A 19,085-nucleotide genomic window follows, 5' to 3' on the forward strand; every position below is an offset into this window, starting at 1 on the left:
AATTGAAACATACAGGGATTCATATTTTAGATTTTAATGACAAAATCATTGATTATATTAGTCGTGATGACGGTGCGTTATTAAATGCAGTGATGAGTACCAACGCCGAAGAAAAATCAGAAACATTCGATTTCACAATGTTAAATGATCGTGCTGAACATTTGCGTGAACGTAATCGTATTATTGCACAAGATAATAACGGTATTTATCGTGAATTCATCATCTCTCATGTGGTAGATAACTTTGATGGTACAACTGATGTAGAAAGTAATGCATCATACCTAGAAGATATTGATAAATCACGTCCAATAAAACCTGGACAATATAAGGCATACAGTACATCACAAGCCTTAAATGAAACGCTACGTAATACTGGTTGGGAACTGTCAGATGACACTGAACATGGTGGTATGAGAACAACCAGTTGGACATCTTATTCAACACCATATGAAGTTATCAACATGTTATGCACAACATACGGTATGGTGGCAGATTATTCCATTGAACTCGGTTCACATACAGTTGAGCATAGATATGTAACACTTAAGAAACCATATAGCTTATTTAAAGGTAAAGAGATTACTAAAGGTAAAGACTTAACTGGTATGACTAGAACAGTTGATATGTCAGAAGTACGGACTGCATTATATGCGATTGGTCCTGAAAACGACACTGGACAACGATTAGAAAAAATAGTTACAGATGATGACGCTCAGGCACAGTTTGGATTGCCTGGGCGTTATTTATGGAGTGTATATGAGCCTGAATCAGACGATAGTAATATGACTGATGAGCGTTTAACCACACTCGCTAAAACAGAATTAAATAAACGTAATAAATCGGCAATCAGTTATGAAATTACTTCCACAGACATCCATAAACATTATCCTGAAATGGTCGTTTCGCTACACGACACTGTGCGTATTAAAGATAGAGATTTCAGACCACCACTTTATATTGAAGCAGAAGTCATTGGTGTTGATTATGATTTACTTCAAGATGAAAGTAGTTATAAATTCGGGAATGTGGTTGAATATGAAGAAAGTAGTTTACGAGATATATTCAATAAAAAACTTGCCGATATAAGTAAGAAATTGAATGATAACGTAACGAATATGAATACAATTGTTAATGATGTAGTTGCAGGCCAATTAGAATACTTTGAACGTAAGATAATTAAACAAGATACGCCACCAGAAAATCCGGTTAACGATATGCTTTGGTATGATACGAGCAATCCTAATGTTGCAGTATTAAGAAGATACTGGAATGGAGAATGGTTAAATGAAACTGTTGATGACGTTGAGAAAATCGGAGGTATTACGAGAGAGAAAGCTCTACTAAGTGAATTACAAAACACATTTGCCAACCTTTCAATTCAACATAGTAAGATATTGAATGATACAAACGAAGTATTAAACAGTGAATACTTGGTTGATACAGATCTTAAAAACAAACTTCAAACTGAAATTAATAATATTGATGAAATCTATCTAAGTATTCAAAGTGATTTAAACGCTATGACTCCAGATACTGCTACTATTGGTGCTTTAATAGATGTTCAAAGTCAATTTAGTTCCTATAGACAAAAATTACAAGATTTATATAAAGCTATGCGTGACGCTCAAGTTTCGGCAGATAAACGATTGCAGTTACTTCAATCCCAATATACTGATGAGAAGTTTAATGACGCATTGAATAAAGTGGCTGCTAAATTTGGGTTAACTATTGATGAAAATAACAATATGGTCGGCACACCAGATGTTATAGAAAAAGCCGTTCAAGCTTCACGTGAAGATACAGAAGAACAGTTAAAGTCTTATGTTAGAAGTGTTGAGTATGAAACAGACCAAGAAGGTATTGTAGAACGTTTAGATACGTCAGAAACAGAAAGACAACAATTAAGTGATCAAATTTTAGATAGAGTCACAAAAGAAGAGTATGACAACGAGACGACTAAAAGACTATCGACTACTAAAGCTGAAACCTTAACTGAAAGTGAACAAATATCTCAACGTGTTTCTAAAGATGTATTTGATGAAAGTAGTAAAACTTTAAATAGTGTTGTTTCACAAATTATTAATAATACAACCACAGGTATCTCACTTTCTTATGATGATAACGGTAATATCCAGTCAAGTTCTATTGGTCCAAACGGTATTAATCTGAATGGCGATAAAGTCGACATCACAGTTAATAAAGACTTTAATTTGGTTACTCAAACTTTAAATAATAAAGTTGGTAAAGATGAAGTTGTAAACCGATTAAACCTATCTAAAGAAGGATTAGATATCAATGTAAATAATTTAGGTATTCGAGGTGGAAACAACTCTGAATATATAGATATTCGTAATACTTCTATATTATCTTATGGCTCATTCACTCGTACGTGGGCAAACGTCACAGATACTGCAAAACTGAAATTTGTATGAATAAAGGTACTATACAGGTATCTAATACAACGACTGGTTATAACTTGTATTTAACTGAAAAAGGACTTTCTACCATGCTTGCAGGTGCTGGAGATGAAACGGCTGGTACTTTAGAATTTCATTCACAACGATACAATGAAACTTCACGTGGTGTGACATTACATTCCACATATGGTGCGGTTGCATTAGCGAGTGATAACAGTCGTGTTATTTTAGATTCAAACTTAACTGTTAACATAGAAAGTCAAACAAGCTCAGTCTATATCAGACCGATGAAAGATAATCGTATTGGTACAAATGAATTTAGATTTTGGGTTAAAAACAATGATACTGGTGCAGATACTGATGGTGTTCTATCTTATGGTTTGATTACAGATAAGAATAACAGTCCTTATGACTTCGGTTCGGGTATACGTTTTGATAAGTCACCAAAATCTAACTATGTATACGCTACTGATAAAGACGGAAATATTGGTACTGGTGACTTTTATGGTCGTAATATATTAGGGGATTGGTTTGCTAAAGGTGATAACTGTTATGCAAAAGTAGATAATGAAGTTAGAATTACTGACAAACTTGGTTATAATAACGGAAATTATAATTTAAAGGGACTTGCAGCAAACGAAATTAGAGCAGGATCTATTCGTACAGTTAGTGGTAACTTTTATATAGGCGTTTCCACAAATGAATTACGTGTAACGAATAACCTACTTTATAACGGTGGGGACATTGGATATAAAGATGTTCACAGTTATAACGTAATTGCAGAAAAAGACCTTATAGCAAAAGGGGATATATATTATCAGGGTAAAACTAAACTTGCGTCATCAGAAAAATTCAAAAAAGATATAAAAAAATGGGAAACAAATGCAACGAATTTATTAAAAGCCACTCAATTATATGAATACAAATATATACATGATGAAGATCAAGAAACACATCATGGTGTCATTATAGAGAGAGAAACGCCAAATCATATAATTTCTAATGACGCATTAAGTATTAGCACTGATGAAATGTTATTTACAACCACAAAAGCTTTACAAGAACAAATTGAACGTAATGATAAATTAGAAAACAGAATTAAAATACTGGAGGATAAATTAAAATGAATGAATTAAGAGAAGTAGGAACTATTACTTATGAATATAAAGGCAAATCAAAGATTGAAAGATATTGGAGAGACGATATAGATGATCAAATCTATATAGGGTATGATTCAATAGAGTCTACAGACTTTTCAATGCCGTCTCCAACAGGAAAGTATTTACCAAATTTAAAAGATGGATTTGAACTAAACGCTAAATTAACACATGAAGTCAAGTCACCTAAACCTAGAGAAAATGGGTATCAACAATACCATTTATATTTTGAAATAGAAAATACAGAATTGAAAGGTCAAGGTAGCTTTGAAATAGGATTGAATTATGACGGAGGATATGCACAAGAAGAATCATTTTTTGGCGCCTATACTATAATAACGGAGGAATAAATCAATGGAAAATAAAAATCAAGGATTACAAGCTAATCCACAACTTACAATTAATTATCTTACGCAGGAAGTAGCAAAACTTACACAAGAAAATGCAATGTTAAAAGCAATCATACAAGAACAAAATCAAACAAATCAAAGTGCTGAGGAAGAGTAATCCTTAGCACTATTTTTATACACAAATATAGGAGGAATCGATTATGGCAAATGAAGTAGTAAACAAAAAAGAAAATTATATTTTGGTACAAGTAGACAGTGAGGGTATAGAAAATACACTCAGTATTGACTATCGTGGGCAATTCTTCCCAAGCACTAACACATCTGCAGCATATAAGATTGATGAACAAGAGAAAGCAGAAAAACTCGCTCAACGTCTTAACAGTTTAAATGAATTGAATTATGAATTTGGTATAGCAAAAGAATTGTTGACTATTAAAGTAGCTAAACAAGTTATTGACATTACTTATACTGTCGCAGAATAGGAGTGAATTTATGAAAAAAACATATTTTGATTATATCCACAAAGTGATACTTTACATGGGCGTTGGACTACTTATGTTCGAAAGAGGTTTCTTTTGGACAAAAGAACAAGAAGATATATTAGATGATTCACAATTCTATATAGCACTTCATAACATCATGCCTATTTGGGTATGGGGGATTTTTGGTATGGTATTTAGTTTAATGCTAATTATTGCTCCTTTTTTCTTACCTAAAAGGGAGATGAATCATACATTTAATTACTTAATCATGATTGGTGGTGCAGGTAATGGTTTGTTCTACTTCTTAATGACATCAGCAAGTATATTTCACGCTATTAATTGGCTTTCGCCATTACAATTTTCGACGCTTGCAGTATTAAACTTTATTATTTGCGTGCTTGGAGTGATCGGCATTGTCCGAAAACGATGAAAAATATGTATTACGTCATGAGTGGGAACGTAGTACAGGTAAGATTTATGAACGAATTAATGAGAATGACAAAAAACAAACAGAGGCAATTAATAGTTTAAATAATAAAGTGGATAAGCAAACTTTAATACAAGAACAAACCTATGAATCGCAAAAGAAACAAGAAAGTCATTTAGAAAAAATAAGTGATAAAATGACAGGTTTTGTTTCAGAAGTAAACGATTTAAAATACAAAGTTAAAGGTCATGATGATCAGTTAGAAAGTTTTGGTCAGATTATAAGTAAAAAGCAATCGTTCAATGTGGGTATAGCGACAGCAATTGTTGGTGGTGTGTTTAGTCTACTCACTGCAGCAGTTGGCCTCGCACCAATATTATTTAAGTAAAGTCGGCGCATCGCGTCGGCTTTTTATTTTACTCAAAAGGAGATAATCAAATGACTTCAGATAAATTAAAACAATATATTGGCTTATTTGGTGGTATATTAGGTGCTTTATACCTTGCATTAAAAGCGAGTGGTATCGAAGTTCCTTTTTTAATGCCCGAAAAGTTAGACGCATGGCAAAATTTCGCTACGTCAATAGTACCTTTTGTAATTGCGATATATGGCGTCTATAAAAACACATATGTTATTCACTCGCATTCAAAAGCACAAGAAGAATACTTAAAAGAAAATAATTTAAAATAGGAGTGTTATAAATGGCTACAGAGAATTGGAAAGGTGTTAAAGTAAGATATCAATTACTAACAAAAGGAACGCGCCGATATGGAGAAACAATGGACGGCGGAAAACCACAATTTATCGTTGCACATGATACAGGTAACATCAACACAACTGCACAATCAAATGTGACTTACTATGAGAATACTTATAATATACCTTGGAACAGTGTAGCTAGCGCGCATATATTCGTTGATGATAAAGAATGTATCATTTGTATACCGACGACAGAGAAGGCTTGGCACGTGCTTTATGATGCGCCTACAGACAACCTTTTGTACAACAAAGACGCTAACGATGTAGCGATAGGTGTCGAAATATGTTACTTCAGTGATAGAGAACGTAGTAAAAAAGCGTTAGACAATGGTGCTAGAGTGTTAGCATATCTTGCGGAGTATTGGCATATTGATTACAAAACTAGAATGCCAGGACATCAAGATATTCAAGCAGATAAACAAGACCCAGGAAACGCATTAGAAGCGTCTGGTTATGGCAGAAATACATCAAATCTCGATAAATTAATAGCTAAATACTACAAACAAAACGTAAAGGTTAAAGCTACACCAGTGAAAGTAGAAAAAGGTGCGACATCATTTACACGTGATGAATTCGTAAAATGGTTAAAATCTACAGAAGGTAAGCAATACGATTATGACTTGTACGCAGCTTTTCAATGTTTCGATTACGCAAACGTAGGTTGGGATAAATTATTTGGTCATGGACTTAAAGGTAATGGAGCCAAAGACATTCCTTTTAATGTTTATAATAAAGATAAGTTTAAAAATGAGGCTACAGTATTCAAAAATACACCTAGCTTTTTAGCTAAACCAGGCGATTTAGTCGTTTGGGGAGAACAAATGGGCGATGGTTGGGGTCATGTTGCTTGGGTCGTTGAGGCAACACTCGACTACATCATTGTACTTGAACAAAATTGGCTTGGCGGTGGATGGACAAGTGGACCAATCAATAATGGAACCGGTTGGGAAACGGTCACACGTCGTAAACACGAATACGACACGCAAATGTGGTTTATACGTCCTAAATTTAGTAACAAGAAAATAGAATCTAAATTACTCAAGAAATCGAAAGAGAAAAAGAAAGAAAAACAGATCACATGGAATTGGAAAGGTAGATTTACTACTAATACAACAATCAAAGTAAGACGTAGTCCAAGCTTGAAAGGTTCTGTCGTACCAAGTTCTGATTGGTTATTAGCTAATCAATGGGTAGATTTTGTGAGTATTACTAAAAAAGATGGTTATTGGTGGGCGAAATTCAAATATCCTACTAATCCATCATCAGGATATTTCTATTGTGCGTTATGTAAAATAACAGACAAACAAGAAAAAATTAAAAATGAGAAGTATTGGGGTTCCATTAAGTGGAAATGATATGTTAGCATAATTAAAGAGTTTTTATTAATATAATCACAAAGAACTCTAATAAAAATACGCACTTTTCCTTTCAATCAAGGGTAGTCCTAGCGACTGCCCTATTTTTTTATGTAAAAATTTAAATAAAAAACTTGTAACGTAAACAACTGTGCAGTATAATTGTATTTGTAAGTTAGTTAATGACTTACAAACCACCATGAAAGGAGGTGGTTGATTTGGACGACATCATAAAAATGCTGATGCTCATCGTACTTGCTACAGTACAAAGAACACCAGCAATTATAAAACAACTAAGAAAATGGCATCTAGATTATCTTAAAGCCAAGAAAGATAATCAGAAAAATGATTAATCCAACAGGGGCAAAAGCCCCTACCTCTTTTCATGGTTATTATATTACAGATAGGTGATGAATTCAAATGAATATCATTTTTAAAGTAATGCTTTTAATATTTATTTTATTATTGCCCGAGATAATTAAGTTTGCAAGAATCCAACATATGAAAAAATTAGGGTATAGATATGAAGGTGAAGAACTTGTCAGAATACAAGAAAAAAATAATTGAATTGATTGAAAGTGATATAACAGGATATAAAATATATAAAGCTACTGGTGTATCACAATATGTACTATCACAATTAAGGCAAGGCAAACGTGATGTAGATAATTTAACCTTAAACACTACTGAAAAGCTATACGAATATCAAATTAAAATAGAGGAAAATAATCAGTAATATGCTATAATATAACTAATAACGATAACGTCTTTATGACGGTACTATATTCTAATGCCACATTCTAAATGAATGTGGTTTTTTTATGAATTTAATCGAAAAAAAGACAATTTAGGGTTTCTTCACTGTTAAATAAGTGATACATTTAATTTGTGGTATAATTCCCCAATTATCCACACTCATAAAATCACCATTTTAAACGATTATTATCTTTTCTTTATGCTGGGTAGCCCGAAAGGCTACCTTTTTTATTGTACTTATTCAAAAACAAGCTATAATGAGTGTAGGGATTATTTCAATTTGCATTTAAGGTGGTCAATAGACCGCCTTATTTTTTATACATAAATTTAATTTGTACATAAAAAATATTGTGTGATATATTAAAATAGTGTTTTCTTTAGAATATATAACTGTATAAACAACCAACTAATATACTTCGTGTTGTTTTTTTGCATTATATTATTAATTGTTGTATTATATAATATGCATGTATAACCTCATATACTTTGCATTAAAGAGATAATTGTTTTAATTATCTCTTTTTTTATGTTATTATTTTTTACATGCAAAGAACTTAGCCTTACGATAATCCCTTTGTAAAACTCAAGCATGTCACTGAGTGTTATTTTCCATGCATTTTAGTAATGCAAAATTTGCGAAATACTCGTAGCCTTTAAGGTGCGAGTATTTTATTTTGCGAATTAATTACCAAAAAACAGTATTTTTATAATGTATTGTCAAAAGTAAAAATATCGTGTATATTAATATTTGAACATTCCAATGTAATTGTAGTGTTCGACTTTAAAGTGTTCTCATAAAATTCTGTTCGTTTAAAGATGCAGTCCAAGGGACTGCTCTTTTTTATATTCAATTATATACATTAATTTTAGATTACTATATTCTATTTCTAGTTAAATTATAAATGTTTTTTTATTCTCAATGTGTTATAATTATTTTTGGAGTTTCAATACTCCATCTCTCACAATAGATCTTCTGTTTAATTTATTTTAACCATACCCTTTTTGGGTGTGGTTTTTTTATTTGGAACTTGGGTCCCTAAAAAGTCCCTAAAAATCTGTTTTATATAGTGTGTTATTAGACGGCAAAATAATAAGAACCCCGTCATTATGGGATTCTTATTTTCAAAAAGTGTTTAATTTTTCGTTATTAGCCCCCTCGAAGGGAATCGAACCCCTATTCTAAGAACCGGAATCTTATGTGTTATCCATTACACTACGAGGGGTAAAGATATAAAGCTTATTTCTGTACTAAATCAATTAAAATAAGTACAATCAAAAATAGTTATTTCTAGTGTACAAAAGTATTTAACTTAACGTCAATGAACAAACTAAGCTAAAGAGCTTTATTTTTGACCATTTTTGACTTTTAGTTTAAAATTAGGATTAACAGTTATTACAAGGAGGAAATATAAATGAATTTAATTCCTACAGTTATTGAAACAACAAACCGCGGTGAACGTGCGTATGATATTTATTCACGTTTATTAAAAGACCGAATTATTATGTTAGGATCACAAATTGATGATAATGTAGCAAACTCTATCGTGTCACAATTATTATTCTTACAAGCACAAGACTCAGAGAAAGATATTTACTTATATATCAATTCACCAGGTGGTAGTGTAACAGCTGGTTTTGCGATTTATGATACAATCCAACACATCAAACCAGATGTACAAACTATTTGTATTGGTATGGCTGCTTCAATGGGTTCATTCCTATTAGCTGCAGGTGCTAAAGGTAAACGTTTTGCTTTACCTAACGCTGAAGTAATGATTCACCAACCATTAGGTGGCGCACAAGGTCAAGCAACTGAAATTGAAATCGCTGCTAACCATATCTTAAAAACACGTGAAAAATTAAACCGTATTTTAGCTGAAAGAACTGGTCAATCTATTGAAAAAATTCAACAAGATACAGATCGTGATAACTTCTTAACTGCAGAAGAAGCTAAAGAATATGGTTTAGTTGATGAAGTAATGGAACCAGAAGGTAAACAATAATTCATTACACAATAACTTTTTAACAAATGATATTCTAAAAGGTGTCAGGACAAATTCAATTGTTCTGACACCTTTTTTAATTAAAAAATACTCAATCAAAGTGCGACTTTGATTGAGTGTCAATTTTATTTATTATAACGTGCTTTGTTGTTGGGTTTCTTTATTTCATTTTTCAATCCACGAATTGAAAAATATAAAACACCTATACCTATAATCATAAAAAGTAAAGAGAGTGATATCATAATAATCGAATGGTCAAACGCAAGTACGCCGTTAATTAAACAAATAACGCCTGCTATAATGAGTAAAATATATGTTAATCGATTGTTTTGAGAGTTCTTCATAGATGTACCTCTTATCTTATTTACTAACTAAATCATCAAGTGCACTTTTAAGATTATTATACATGAAATTAAAACCTAGTGCTTGTAGTTTATTTGGTAATACCTTTTGTGTATCTAATACTACAGTTGACATTTCACCTAAAACTAATCTCATAGCAAAACTTGGCACCCATGTTTCATGAGGTTTGTGCATAGCTCGACCTAATGTATAGCCAAATAGATTTTGACGTTCAGGAATAGGGGCAGTTAAATTAAATGGTCCATATGCTTTTTCATTACCAATAGTAAATAGAATAGCACGTGTTAAATCATCGATATGAATCCAAGAATACCATTGATATCCAGAACCAAGTTTACCGCCTACATAGAATTGATAGGGTAATTTCATAGTTTGAAGTGCGCCACCATCATTAGATAAAATCATACCAAATCGACCTAATACAACTCTAGTTCCAAAGGATTCAAATTGTTGAGCAAATCTTTCCCATTGATAGACGATATCTGATAAAAAGTCGAAAGGTAGCGTTTTAAATAATTCAGTATAACTATGATGATAGTCAGGAGGGTAATAACCCATTGCACTTGCATTAAATAATACTTCTGGTTTATGTGTTCTTTCTTTAAACAAATCAACTAGTGCTTGAGTAGATTGAATTCTACTTAACATCAAAGTCTGTTTATAATCTTCAGTCCATCGTTTATTAAGTGTAGCGCCTGCTAAGTTAATGACAATATCTATATCTGGAACGTTATTTTCCCAACCTTCTTTAGCCCAATTTACATATGAAACTTTAGTATCGTTAGATTGTTCATCATGTCTAGTTAAAATTGTTATATGGGCATTTGACTTTTTAATTTCGTTTACTAAATGCGAACCAACCATACCCGTTCCACCAGTTATTAAATAATTTTTCATTATTTCACCTCAACTTGAAAATTGTAATTCATAAATTACTTAGTAGTGATTCTAGTTATTCAAAATTTATCCATTTTTTAGCCAACAATATGTCAAAGACTTTTTTATAATCGTATTTAAAAATTTTTGTGTTAAGTTATAATAAATTTGTACCTTCGGAAATTAATTAAACATCTCTTAATTAGTATGAGTATACCCCATAATATACTAGCGAAGGTAAATTTTGACTCCCTTTAGTAGTGGCCCATGCGAGCAGCGTATGGGTCTTTTTTTACCTTCAATCCTATTCTAAATGATAATTACATCTTTTTACAGAAATTAACTTAAAAACGAAAAATATATTATGCAATATAAAAAGACATTTTGAAATTACTAATTAAAAATCCATATAAAGCTAAATAATAGCAACAGGATAATGATATAAAAAAAGCTTTCACGTAGTTTAGGAACATGATTTTGATTATTATCATTTGATATGAGCATCTTTTTTAATGTTATTTTTTGTTTTTCTTCTTTATCAAATTCCAGTGAATCATCAAGTATTTTCTTCATTATTATCACAAACCGTTCTTATTAAATTTATATTAAAATGGTTAAAATTGATGTTTCTTATTCATTATGATGTTATCATAAGTAAGATAAGTTTAAGTATAAATTTATTTGCTAAACTTAATGAACATTTTAACTTATGTTTTTAACGATTGAATCAATTCATCAACTTAAGATAAAGATTTATTTAATATTATAGAATATTCCATGTTTAAAGTGAGGGAGAATATGTCAAAGCAAGATTTTAATGATTATGAAAATCGAGGCAAAAAAGGTATGAGCGGAATCGCTAAAATAATAAGTATTATTATTGTTTTATTACTATTATTTGGACTAGCATTTGCTATATTTTCATTTGTAGATCATTCTAAAAAAGCAAATGAGCGCCTTAATAACGAGACAAAGCAAGAGCAGAAAGATAAAAAAGACAAAAAAGACAAAGACGATAAAGATAAAAAAGAAAAATCTTCTGACGATAAGTCTAAAGAATATCAAAATACTCAACAACAGACTCAACAAACTCAGCAAACTCAACAAAATACACGTCAACAAACAACACAACAACCTTCAACTCAACAAAGAACGCAACAGCAAAAAACACAACAAAAATCAAAAGTAGATAATAAAACAAAAGAAAAACAAAGCACACAAGAAAAACAAAGTACAGAAGAGAAGCCAAGTACGCAAGAGAAACAAAGTACTGAAGAAAAGCCAAGTACTCAGGAAAAACCAAGTACCCAAGAAAAGCCAAGTACTCAGGAGAAACAAAGTACTCAAGCTAAACCTAGCACACAACAATCATCACAGAGTAATAATTCAAGCAATAATACGCAACGTAGTAACACACAACAATCTAGTAATTCTCAAAGTTCACAAAGTCAAAGCAGTTCATCTAAAAGTGAATCAGACGATTAAATAAAAAGCCGATTAAGTATGTAGAGCATTTACTATATGTAAACAACTCTATGACTTAATCGGTTTTTTCTATTAACAAATACTATTATGAAAATTACCGAACTTATTAAAATAGCCAATAAATTATCATTGTAATAATGAAAGAAATAAACATTAAAGTACCACACCCCATTGTGCAACCACAACCTGTGTGTGTACATCCATATGAATATGTTTGATATCTTTTTTTAGAGTCATCTTGTATATTTTGATGAAAATGTTCTTCATCTTTATAACGAGGGTCAGTTGGATCGATGACCTCAACATTATTTTCTTCATTATTGTTCATTATGGAACAAGCCTTCTTCCTAGTTTAGAAATTGATTTAATTAGATTATAAATTAAAGTGTTAGAAATAGAAATGAATGTCGAATATCGTAGAATATCACCGAATGGTTAGTACACAATATAAAGGGTAATATTATAAATATATTGTTTATTAAAGTAAATCCACTGAATGACATAACAAACTTTCAAAAAAGGATAAATTATTGTAACCAAGTGATTAAATTCACGTAACTGTAGGTACAACGAATGAAATCGCTTTACACAATATTTGGAAAATTTTGAGCGGATTTACTTGCATTTTAATTCGCATAATAGTACTATTGCAATTGTAAAGAGGTTAGATTTTGTCCCACGTGGGACTTTAAACGTCAATCCTCTATGATTCAACAAAATTGACTCATCCTTTAGAAATATATTGAGGAGGAACGAGTAGTGAAAGATTTGATCGAAACTCAACAACAACTTATTCCAGATTTGGTCGAAAAGATGTATCGTCGTTTTTCAATCTTAACTACTATTTCTCAAAATGAGCCAGTTGGACGACGCAGCTTAAGTGAACATATGGATTTGACGGAAAGAGTTCTACGTTCTGAAACAGATTTATTAAAAAAACAAGAACTAATCAATGTTAAATCAACAGGTATGGAAATCACTGAAAAGGGTAAAGAAGTAATTAAACAATTGAATGACTACTTCAACCACTATTCAGATGACCATAAAATGGCAATAGCTATTAAAGAAAAGTACAACATAAAAGAAGTACATGTTGTCCCTGGTGATTCTGACGAGAAACAAACAGTTAAGAGAGAAATGGGTAGACAAGCTGGTCAGTTATTAGAAAGCATATTGTATGAAGATGCAATTGTTTCTGTAACAGGTGGTTCTACAATGGCTTATGTAAGTGAATCCATTCATTTATTACCATTTAATGTATTCTTTGTACCTGCTAGAGGCGGACTTGGTGAGAACATGGTTTATCAAGCAAACACTATCGCATCAAGCATGGCGCAACAAGCAGGTGGTTACTACACAACATTGTATGTACCAGATAACGTAAGCGAATCTACATATAATACATTAATGTTAGAACCTTCAGTTAGTCACACACTCGATAAAATAAAACAAGCAAATGTAACCATACACGGTATCGGTGATGCGCTGAAGATGGCGTATCGACGACAATCACATACAGATGTGATAGAAAAACTTCAACATCACCACGCCGTAGGTGAAGCATTTGGATATTATTTTGATGCTCAAGGCAATGTAGTCCATAAAGTGAAAACGATTGGATTACAATTAGAAGATCTTGAGTCCAAAGACTTTATATTTGCAGTAGCAGGTGGTCAATCTAAAGGAGAAGCAATTAAAGCTTATCTTTCAATTGCACCTGAGAATACAGTGTTAATCACTGACGAAGCTGCGGCGAAAGTAATATTAAATTAGGAATAAAAAGTTCAAAGCTTTTTAAATATCATTTTAAAGGAGGCCATTATAATGGCAGTAAAAGTAGCAATTAATGGTTTTGGAAGAATTGGTCGTTTAGCATTTAGAAGAATTCAAGACGTTGAAGGTTTAGAAGTAGTAGCAGTAAACGACTTAACTGATGACGATATGTTAGCTCATTTATTAAAATATGATACTATGCAAGGACGCTTCACTGGTGAAGTAGAAGTTATCGACGGTGGATTCCGCGTTAACGGTAAAGAAGTTAAATCATTCGACGAACCAGATGCAAGCAAATTACCTTGGAAAGACTTAGATATCGACGTAGTATTAGAATGTACTGGTTTCTATACTGATAAAGATAAAGCACAAGCTCACGTTGACGCAGGTGCTAAAAAAGTATTAATCTCAGCTCCAGCTACAGGCGATTTAAAAACAATCGTTTACAACACTAACCACCAAGAATTAGACGGTTCTGAAACAGTAGTTTCTGGTGCTTCATGTACTACAAACTCATTAGCTCCAGTAGCTAAAGTATTAAATGATGAATTTGGTTTAGTTGAAGGTTTAATGACAACTATCCACGCATACACTGGTGACCAAAATACACAAGATGCTCCACACAGAAAAGGCGACAAACGTCGTGCTCGTGCTGCAGCAGAAAACATCATCCCTAACTCAACTGGTGCTGCAAAAGCAATCGGTAAAGTTATTCCTGAAATCGACGGAAAATTAGACGGTGGTGCACAACGTGTTCCAGTTGCAACTGGTTCATTAACTGAATTAACAGTAGTATTAGAAAAAGACGTATCAGTAGAAGACGTTAACAAAGCTATGAAACAAGCTTCTGACGAATCATTCGGTTACACTGAAGATGAAATCGTTTCTTCTGACGTTGTAGGTATGACTTACGGTTCATTATTCGATGCAACTCAAACTCGTGTAATGTCAGTTGGCGATCGTCAATTAGTTAAAGTAGCTGCTTGGTATGACAATGAAATGTCTTACACTTCTCAATTAGTACGTACTTTAAACAAATTAGCTGAGTTATCTAAATAATTAAAGCATAGTTAATTTAACTAGTGCTCTTAACTGTTAAAATTTATAATAAAGCTTATGAGTAAGCGGGGAGCACAAACGCTTCTCCGCTTATTTTTTAATATATGTTTTCCTAATTAAAGGAGGAAATGAAAATGGCTAAAAAAATAGTTTCTGATTTAGAACTTAAAGACAAAACGGTATTAGTTCGTGCTGACTTTAACGTACCTTTAAAAGATGGTGAAATTACAAACGACAACCGTATTGTTCAAGCATTACCAACAATCAAATACATCATCGAACAAGGTGGTAAAGTAGTATTATTTTCACACTTAGGTAAAGTGAAAGAAGAAAGCGACAAAGAATCATTAACTTTAAAACCTGTTGCTGATGATTTATCTAAAAAATTAAACAAAGACGTAGTATTCGTACCTGAAACTCGTGGAGAAAAATTAGAATCTTCAATTAAAGATTTAAAAGCTGGCGATGTTTTATTAGTACAAAACACTCGTTTTGAAGATTTAGATGGTAAAAAAGAATCTAAAAATGACCCAGAATTAGGTAAATATTGGGCTTCATTAGGTGACGTATTTGTCAATGATGCTTTCGGTACTGCTCACCGTGAACATGCTTCTAACGTAGGTATTTCTACTCATTTAGAAACTGCAGCAGGTTTCTTAATGGAAAAAGAAATTAAATTCATCGGTGGCGTAGTTAATGATCCACACAAACCAGTAGTAGCAATCCTTGGTGGTGCTAAAGTATCTGATAAAATTGGTGTAATCAAAAACTTATTAAATATTGCTGATAAAATTCTTATCGGTGGTGGAATGGCTTATACTTTCCTTAAAGCACAAGGTAAAGAAATTGGTTTATCTCTATTAGAAGAAGATAAAATTGACTTTGCTAAAGAATTATTAGAAAGCAATGGAGACCAAATCGTATTACCTATTGATGCTAAAGTAGCTAAAGAATTTTCAAATGATGCAGAAATTACTGAAGTATCAATTGATGAAATTCCAAAAGATCAAGAATCAATGGATATTGGTCCTAAAACAGTTGAATTATTCAACAAAGAATTACAAGGTGCGCATACAGTAGTATGGAATGGACCTATGGGTGTATTCGAATTTAGTAATTTTGCTAAAGGTACTATTGGTGTATGTAAATCAATCGCTAACTTACAAGATGCTGTAACAATTATCGGTGGTGGTGATTCTGCAGCTGCAGCAATCTCACTTGGATTCGAAGATGACTTCTCTCACATCTCTACAGGTGGCGGTGCATCATTAGAATACCTAGAAGGTAAAGAATTACCAGGTATTAAAGCAATCAATGATAAATAATATAAATGTAACTCTGTGTTTTTCTCGAATATATTTGGGAAAATAAAACACGAAAGACATTTTAAGAATTTTAATAAACATTAAATTATTAAGGAGTGTAATGAATGAGAACACCAATTATCGCAGGTAACTGGAAAATGAACAAAACAGTTCAAGAAGCTAAAGATTTCGTTAACGAATTATCAACATTACCTGATCCAAAAGAAGTTGAATCAGTAATTTGTGCACCAACAATCCAATTAGACGCATTAATTACAGCAGTGAAAGATGGTAAAGCTAAAGGCTTACAAATCGGTGCTCAAAATGCATATTTTGAAGATAATGGTGCTTTCACAGGTGAAACATCTCCTGTAGCATTAGCTGATTTAGGCGTAAAATATGTTGTTATCGGACACTCTGAACGTCGTGATTTATTCCACGAAACTGACGAAGAAGTTAACAAAAAAGCACATGCTATCTTCAATCATGGTATGACACCAATCATTTGTGTTGGTGAATCAGATGAAGAACGTGAAAGTGGAAAAGCAAATGAAGTTGTAGGTAACCAAGTTAAGAAAGCTGTTGAAGGTTTATCAGACGAACAACTTAAACAAGTTGTTATCGCATATGAACCAATTTGGGCTATCGGTACAGGAAAATCATCTACATCTGAAGATGCTAATGAAATGTGTGCACACGTACGTAAAACACTTGCAGACGTTTCAAGTCAAGATGTAGCTGATGCAACTCGTATTCAATATGGTGGTAGTGTTAAACCTAACAACATTAAAGAATACATGGCTCAATCAGACATCGATGGCGCATTAGTAGGCGGCGCTTCATTAAAAGTAGAAGATTTTGAACAATTGTTAGAAGGTGCAAAATAATTATGGCAAAACAACCAACTGCCCTAATCATTTTAGATGGTTTTGCAAATCGTGAAAGTGAACACGGTAACGCTGTGAAATTAGCTAATAAACCTAATTTCGATCGTTATTATAGTAAATATCCAACTACACAAATCGAAGCTAGTGGTTTAGATGTAGGTCTTCCTGAAGGCCAAATGGGTAACTCAGAAGTAGGTCATATGAACATCGGTGCTGGACGTGTTGTTTATCAAAGTTTAACTCGTATTAACAAATCAATCGAAGATGGAGATTTCTTTGAAAATGATGTGTTAAACAATGCAGTTAAACATGTTAAAGATAATAACTCAGCATTACATGTTTTTGGTTTACTTTCTGATGGCGGTGTTCACAGTCATTATCAACACTTGTTCGCTATTTTAGAATTAGCTAAAAAACAAGGTCTTGAAAAAGTATATGTACATGCATTTTTAGATGGACGTGACGTTGATCAAAAATCTGCAATTAAATATATCGAAGACGCTGAAGCTAAATTTAAAGAGTTAGGTGTTGGTCAATTCGCTTCTGTTTCAGGTCGTTATTATGCAATGGACCGTGACAAACGTTGGGATCGTGAGCAAAAAGCTTATAATGCCATTCGTAATTTTGAAGGTCCAACGTTCTCTACAGCTAAAGAAGGTGTAGAAGCGAACTATGCTAAAGACTTAACTGACGAATTTGTTGAGCCATTTATCGTTGAAGGACAAAATGAAGGTGTTAATGACGGAGATGCAGTTATTTTCTATAACTTCCGTCCTGATAGAGCAGCTCAACTATCTGAAATATTCACTAATAAAGCATTCGAAGGTTTCAAAGTAGAACGTGTGAATGATTTATTCTATGCTACATTCACAAAATACAATGATGACGTTGATGCAGAAGTTGTATTTGAAAAAGTAGACCTTAAAAATACTATCGGTGAAGTAGCTCAAGATAATAATCTTAAACAATTACGTATAGCTGAAACTGAAAAATTCCCACATGTTACTTATTTCATGAGTGGGGGTCGTAATGCTGAATTCGAAGGTGAACGTAGACGACTAATTGATTCACCTAAAGTTGCAACTTATGACTTGAAACCAGAAATGAGTGCATATGAAGTCAAAGATGCTTTATTAGAAGAATTAGACAAAGGTGATTTAGATTTAATCTTATTAAACTTTGCTAATCCTGATATGGTTGGTCACAGTGGTATGTTAGAACCAACAATCAAAGCGATTGAAGCAGTTGACGAATGTTTAGGTGAAGTTGTAGATAAAATTATCGATATGGGTGGTCATGCGATTATCACTGCAGACCATGGCAACTCTGACCAAGTCCTAACAGATGATGATCAACCTATGACAACTCATACAACTAACCCAGTTCCAGTTATTGTTACTAAAGAAGGCGTAACATTAAGAGAAACAGGACGTTTAGGAGATTTAGCTCCAACATTATTAGATTTATTAAATGTTCAACAACCAGAAGATATGACTGGAGAATCTTTAATTAATCATTAATGTTAGGAAAGTTGTTACAAATAAGGGGAAAACACTCCTTATTTGTTAACTTTTCATTAACGACATGTATTATTATTTTATTAATCAAATAAATAAAGCTATAATAGCTTTA

Annotated in this window: 20 protein-coding genes, 1 tRNA gene and 1 pseudogene; 18 read left to right on the forward strand and 4 right to left on the reverse strand. The window is 32.5% G+C overall.

Annotation, left to right across the window (positions count from 1 at the left end):
* Positions 1-2: 2 nt before the first annotated feature.
* The 11 genes and pseudogenes from N524_RS12925 to N524_RS0111145 all read left to right on the forward strand — a co-directional run.
* A pseudogene (locus N524_RS12925) lies at positions 3-1,949 on the forward strand (phage tail spike protein); the annotation flags it as partial.
* 479 nt (positions 1,950-2,428) lie between these two features.
* Positions 2,429-3,544, forward strand: coding sequence for a tail fiber domain-containing protein (locus N524_RS13050; protein WP_029056530.1), 1,116 nt, complete (start codon positions 2,429-2,431; stop codon positions 3,542-3,544).
* Positions 3,541-3,924 (forward strand): hypothetical protein, encoded by a 384-nt coding sequence (locus N524_RS0111100; RefSeq protein WP_029056531.1) that lies wholly within the window; start codon positions 3,541-3,543, stop codon positions 3,922-3,924. The genes N524_RS13050 and N524_RS0111100 overlap by 4 nt, the downstream gene beginning before the upstream one ends.
* Before the next feature lie 4 nt (positions 3,925-3,928).
* Entirely contained in the window at positions 3,929-4,081 is a 153-nt protein-coding gene (locus N524_RS13615) for a hypothetical protein (protein ID WP_037555776.1), read from the forward strand.
* Between the two features lie 43 nt (positions 4,082-4,124).
* A complete protein-coding gene (locus N524_RS0111110) occupies positions 4,125-4,406 on the forward strand; it encodes a hypothetical protein (RefSeq protein WP_029056532.1) in 282 nt (93 codons plus the stop codon).
* Between the two features lie 10 nt (positions 4,407-4,416).
* On the forward strand, positions 4,417-4,836 hold the full coding sequence (locus tag N524_RS0111115; protein WP_029056533.1) for a hypothetical protein: 420 nt from the start codon (positions 4,417-4,419) through the stop codon (positions 4,834-4,836).
* Entirely contained in the window at positions 4,820-5,221 is a 402-nt protein-coding gene (locus N524_RS0111120) for a hypothetical protein (protein WP_029056534.1), read from the forward strand. Before N524_RS0111115 ends, N524_RS0111120 begins: the two co-directional genes overlap by 17 nt.
* Before the next feature lie 50 nt (positions 5,222-5,271).
* The gene (locus N524_RS0111125; RefSeq protein ID WP_029056535.1) at positions 5,272-5,523 is read left to right on the forward strand and encodes a phage holin; all 252 of its coding nucleotides are present in this window, start codon (positions 5,272-5,274) and stop codon (positions 5,521-5,523) included.
* A gap of 11 nt (positions 5,524-5,534) precedes the next feature.
* Positions 5,535-6,947, forward strand: a complete 1,413-nt coding sequence (locus tag N524_RS13830; RefSeq protein ID WP_029056536.1) for an N-acetylmuramoyl-L-alanine amidase — start codon at positions 5,535-5,537, stop codon at positions 6,945-6,947.
* 218 nt (positions 6,948-7,165) lie between these two features.
* Positions 7,166-7,300: a hypothetical protein gene (locus N524_RS13805; RefSeq protein ID WP_259677265.1), complete on the forward strand. Its 135-nt coding sequence runs from the start codon at positions 7,166-7,168 to the stop codon at positions 7,298-7,300.
* A 185-nt stretch (positions 7,301-7,485) separates the two neighbouring features.
* A complete protein-coding gene (locus tag N524_RS0111145; protein WP_017636877.1) occupies positions 7,486-7,683 on the forward strand; it encodes a hypothetical protein in 198 nt (65 codons plus the stop codon).
* A 1,171-nt stretch (positions 7,684-8,854) separates the two neighbouring features.
* Here the strand turns inward: N524_RS0111145 and N524_RS0111150 are convergent.
* A tRNA-Arg gene (locus tag N524_RS0111150) sits at positions 8,855-8,926 on the reverse strand.
* Between the two features lie 189 nt (positions 8,927-9,115).
* On the opposite strand from N524_RS0111150, the gene clpP reads away from it, so the two are divergent.
* Positions 9,116-9,706 (forward strand): ATP-dependent Clp endopeptidase proteolytic subunit ClpP, encoded by a 591-nt coding sequence (clpP, locus tag N524_RS0111155; protein WP_017636876.1) that lies wholly within the window; start codon positions 9,116-9,118, stop codon positions 9,704-9,706.
* Between the two features lie 125 nt (positions 9,707-9,831).
* On the opposite strand, the gene N524_RS0111160 is transcribed toward clpP, so the two are convergent.
* Both N524_RS0111160 and N524_RS0111165 read right to left on the reverse strand, forming a co-directional pair.
* Complete coding sequence (locus N524_RS0111160; protein WP_029056537.1) at positions 9,832-10,050, reverse strand: hypothetical protein; 219 nt, start codon at positions 10,048-10,050, stop codon at positions 9,832-9,834.
* Between the two features lie 16 nt (positions 10,051-10,066).
* Complete coding sequence (locus N524_RS0111165) at positions 10,067-10,966, reverse strand: TIGR01777 family oxidoreductase (RefSeq protein WP_029056538.1); 900 nt, start codon at positions 10,964-10,966, stop codon at positions 10,067-10,069.
* Between the two features lie 777 nt (positions 10,967-11,743).
* Between N524_RS0111165 and N524_RS0111175 the strand changes: the two genes are divergently transcribed.
* Positions 11,744-12,430, forward strand: coding sequence for a DUF4887 domain-containing protein (locus N524_RS0111175; RefSeq protein WP_029056540.1), 687 nt, complete (start codon positions 11,744-11,746; stop codon positions 12,428-12,430).
* Between the two features lie 106 nt (positions 12,431-12,536).
* Here the strand turns inward: N524_RS0111175 and N524_RS0111180 are convergent, their stop codons facing one another.
* On the reverse strand, positions 12,537-12,758 hold the full coding sequence (locus N524_RS0111180; RefSeq protein ID WP_017636871.1) for a hypothetical protein: 222 nt from the start codon (positions 12,756-12,758) through the stop codon (positions 12,537-12,539).
* A gap of 431 nt (positions 12,759-13,189) precedes the next feature.
* Between N524_RS0111180 and N524_RS0111185 the strand changes: the two genes are divergently transcribed.
* The 5 genes from N524_RS0111185 (at position 13,190) to gpmI (ending at position 18,973) form a co-directional block, all read left to right on the forward strand.
* Positions 13,190-14,203, forward strand: a complete 1,014-nt coding sequence (locus N524_RS0111185; RefSeq protein WP_029056541.1) for a sugar-binding transcriptional regulator — start codon at positions 13,190-13,192, stop codon at positions 14,201-14,203.
* Positions 14,204-14,254: 51 nt separating this feature from the next.
* Positions 14,255-15,262 (forward strand): type I glyceraldehyde-3-phosphate dehydrogenase, encoded by a 1,008-nt coding sequence (gene gap, locus N524_RS0111190; RefSeq protein ID WP_017636869.1) that lies wholly within the window; start codon positions 14,255-14,257, stop codon positions 15,260-15,262.
* A 134-nt stretch (positions 15,263-15,396) separates the two neighbouring features.
* Positions 15,397-16,587 carry a phosphoglycerate kinase gene (locus N524_RS0111195; protein ID WP_029056542.1) on the forward strand — a complete coding sequence of 397 codons (1,191 nt, stop codon included), beginning with the start codon at positions 15,397-15,399 and terminating at the stop codon, positions 16,585-16,587.
* A gap of 104 nt (positions 16,588-16,691) precedes the next feature.
* The gene (gene tpiA, locus N524_RS0111200) at positions 16,692-17,453 is read left to right on the forward strand and encodes a triose-phosphate isomerase (protein WP_017636867.1); all 762 of its coding nucleotides are present in this window, start codon (positions 16,692-16,694) and stop codon (positions 17,451-17,453) included.
* Between the two features lie 2 nt (positions 17,454-17,455).
* Positions 17,456-18,973: a 2,3-bisphosphoglycerate-independent phosphoglycerate mutase gene (gpmI, locus tag N524_RS0111205; protein WP_029056543.1), complete on the forward strand. Its 1,518-nt coding sequence runs from the start codon at positions 17,456-17,458 to the stop codon at positions 18,971-18,973.
* Positions 18,974-19,085: the final 112 nt, after the last annotated feature.

Source organism: Staphylococcus sp. URHA0057 (assembly GCF_000620265.1).
In the GTDB taxonomy this organism is placed as follows: domain Bacteria; phylum Bacillota; class Bacilli; order Staphylococcales; family Staphylococcaceae; genus Staphylococcus; species Staphylococcus pasteuri.

Coding starts and splice junctions, on each gene's coding strand:
- N524_RS0111125 (WP_029056535.1), top strand. CDS start 5,272: ATGACTTCAGATAAATTAAAACAATATATTGGCTTATTTGGTGGTATA.
- N524_RS0111165 (WP_029056538.1), bottom strand. CDS start 10,966: ATGAAAAATTATTTAATAACTGGTGGAACGGGTATGGTTGGTTCGCAT.
- gpmI (WP_029056543.1), top strand. CDS start 17,456: ATGGCAAAACAACCAACTGCCCTAATCATTTTAGATGGTTTTGCAAAT.
- N524_RS0111100 (WP_029056531.1), top strand. CDS start 3,541: ATGAATGAATTAAGAGAAGTAGGAACTATTACTTATGAATATAAAGGC.
- N524_RS0111195 (WP_029056542.1), top strand. CDS start 15,397: ATGGCTAAAAAAATAGTTTCTGATTTAGAACTTAAAGACAAAACGGTA.
- N524_RS0111115 (WP_029056533.1), top strand. CDS start 4,417: ATGAAAAAAACATATTTTGATTATATCCACAAAGTGATACTTTACATG.
- tpiA (WP_017636867.1), top strand. CDS start 16,692: ATGAGAACACCAATTATCGCAGGTAACTGGAAAATGAACAAAACAGTT.
- N524_RS13050 (WP_029056530.1), top strand. CDS start 2,429: ATGAATAAAGGTACTATACAGGTATCTAATACAACGACTGGTTATAAC.
- N524_RS0111110 (WP_029056532.1), top strand. CDS start 4,125: ATGGCAAATGAAGTAGTAAACAAAAAAGAAAATTATATTTTGGTACAA.
- N524_RS0111180 (WP_017636871.1), bottom strand. CDS start 12,758: ATGAACAATAATGAAGAAAATAATGTTGAGGTCATCGATCCAACTGAC.
- clpP (WP_017636876.1), top strand. CDS start 9,116: ATGAATTTAATTCCTACAGTTATTGAAACAACAAACCGCGGTGAACGT.
- N524_RS0111160 (WP_029056537.1), bottom strand. CDS start 10,050: ATGAAGAACTCTCAAAACAATCGATTAACATATATTTTACTCATTATA.
- N524_RS0111175 (WP_029056540.1), top strand. CDS start 11,744: ATGTCAAAGCAAGATTTTAATGATTATGAAAATCGAGGCAAAAAAGGT.
- gap (WP_017636869.1), top strand. CDS start 14,255: ATGGCAGTAAAAGTAGCAATTAATGGTTTTGGAAGAATTGGTCGTTTA.
- N524_RS13615 (WP_037555776.1), top strand. CDS start 3,929: ATGGAAAATAAAAATCAAGGATTACAAGCTAATCCACAACTTACAATT.
- N524_RS13830 (WP_029056536.1), top strand. CDS start 5,535: ATGGCTACAGAGAATTGGAAAGGTGTTAAAGTAAGATATCAATTACTA.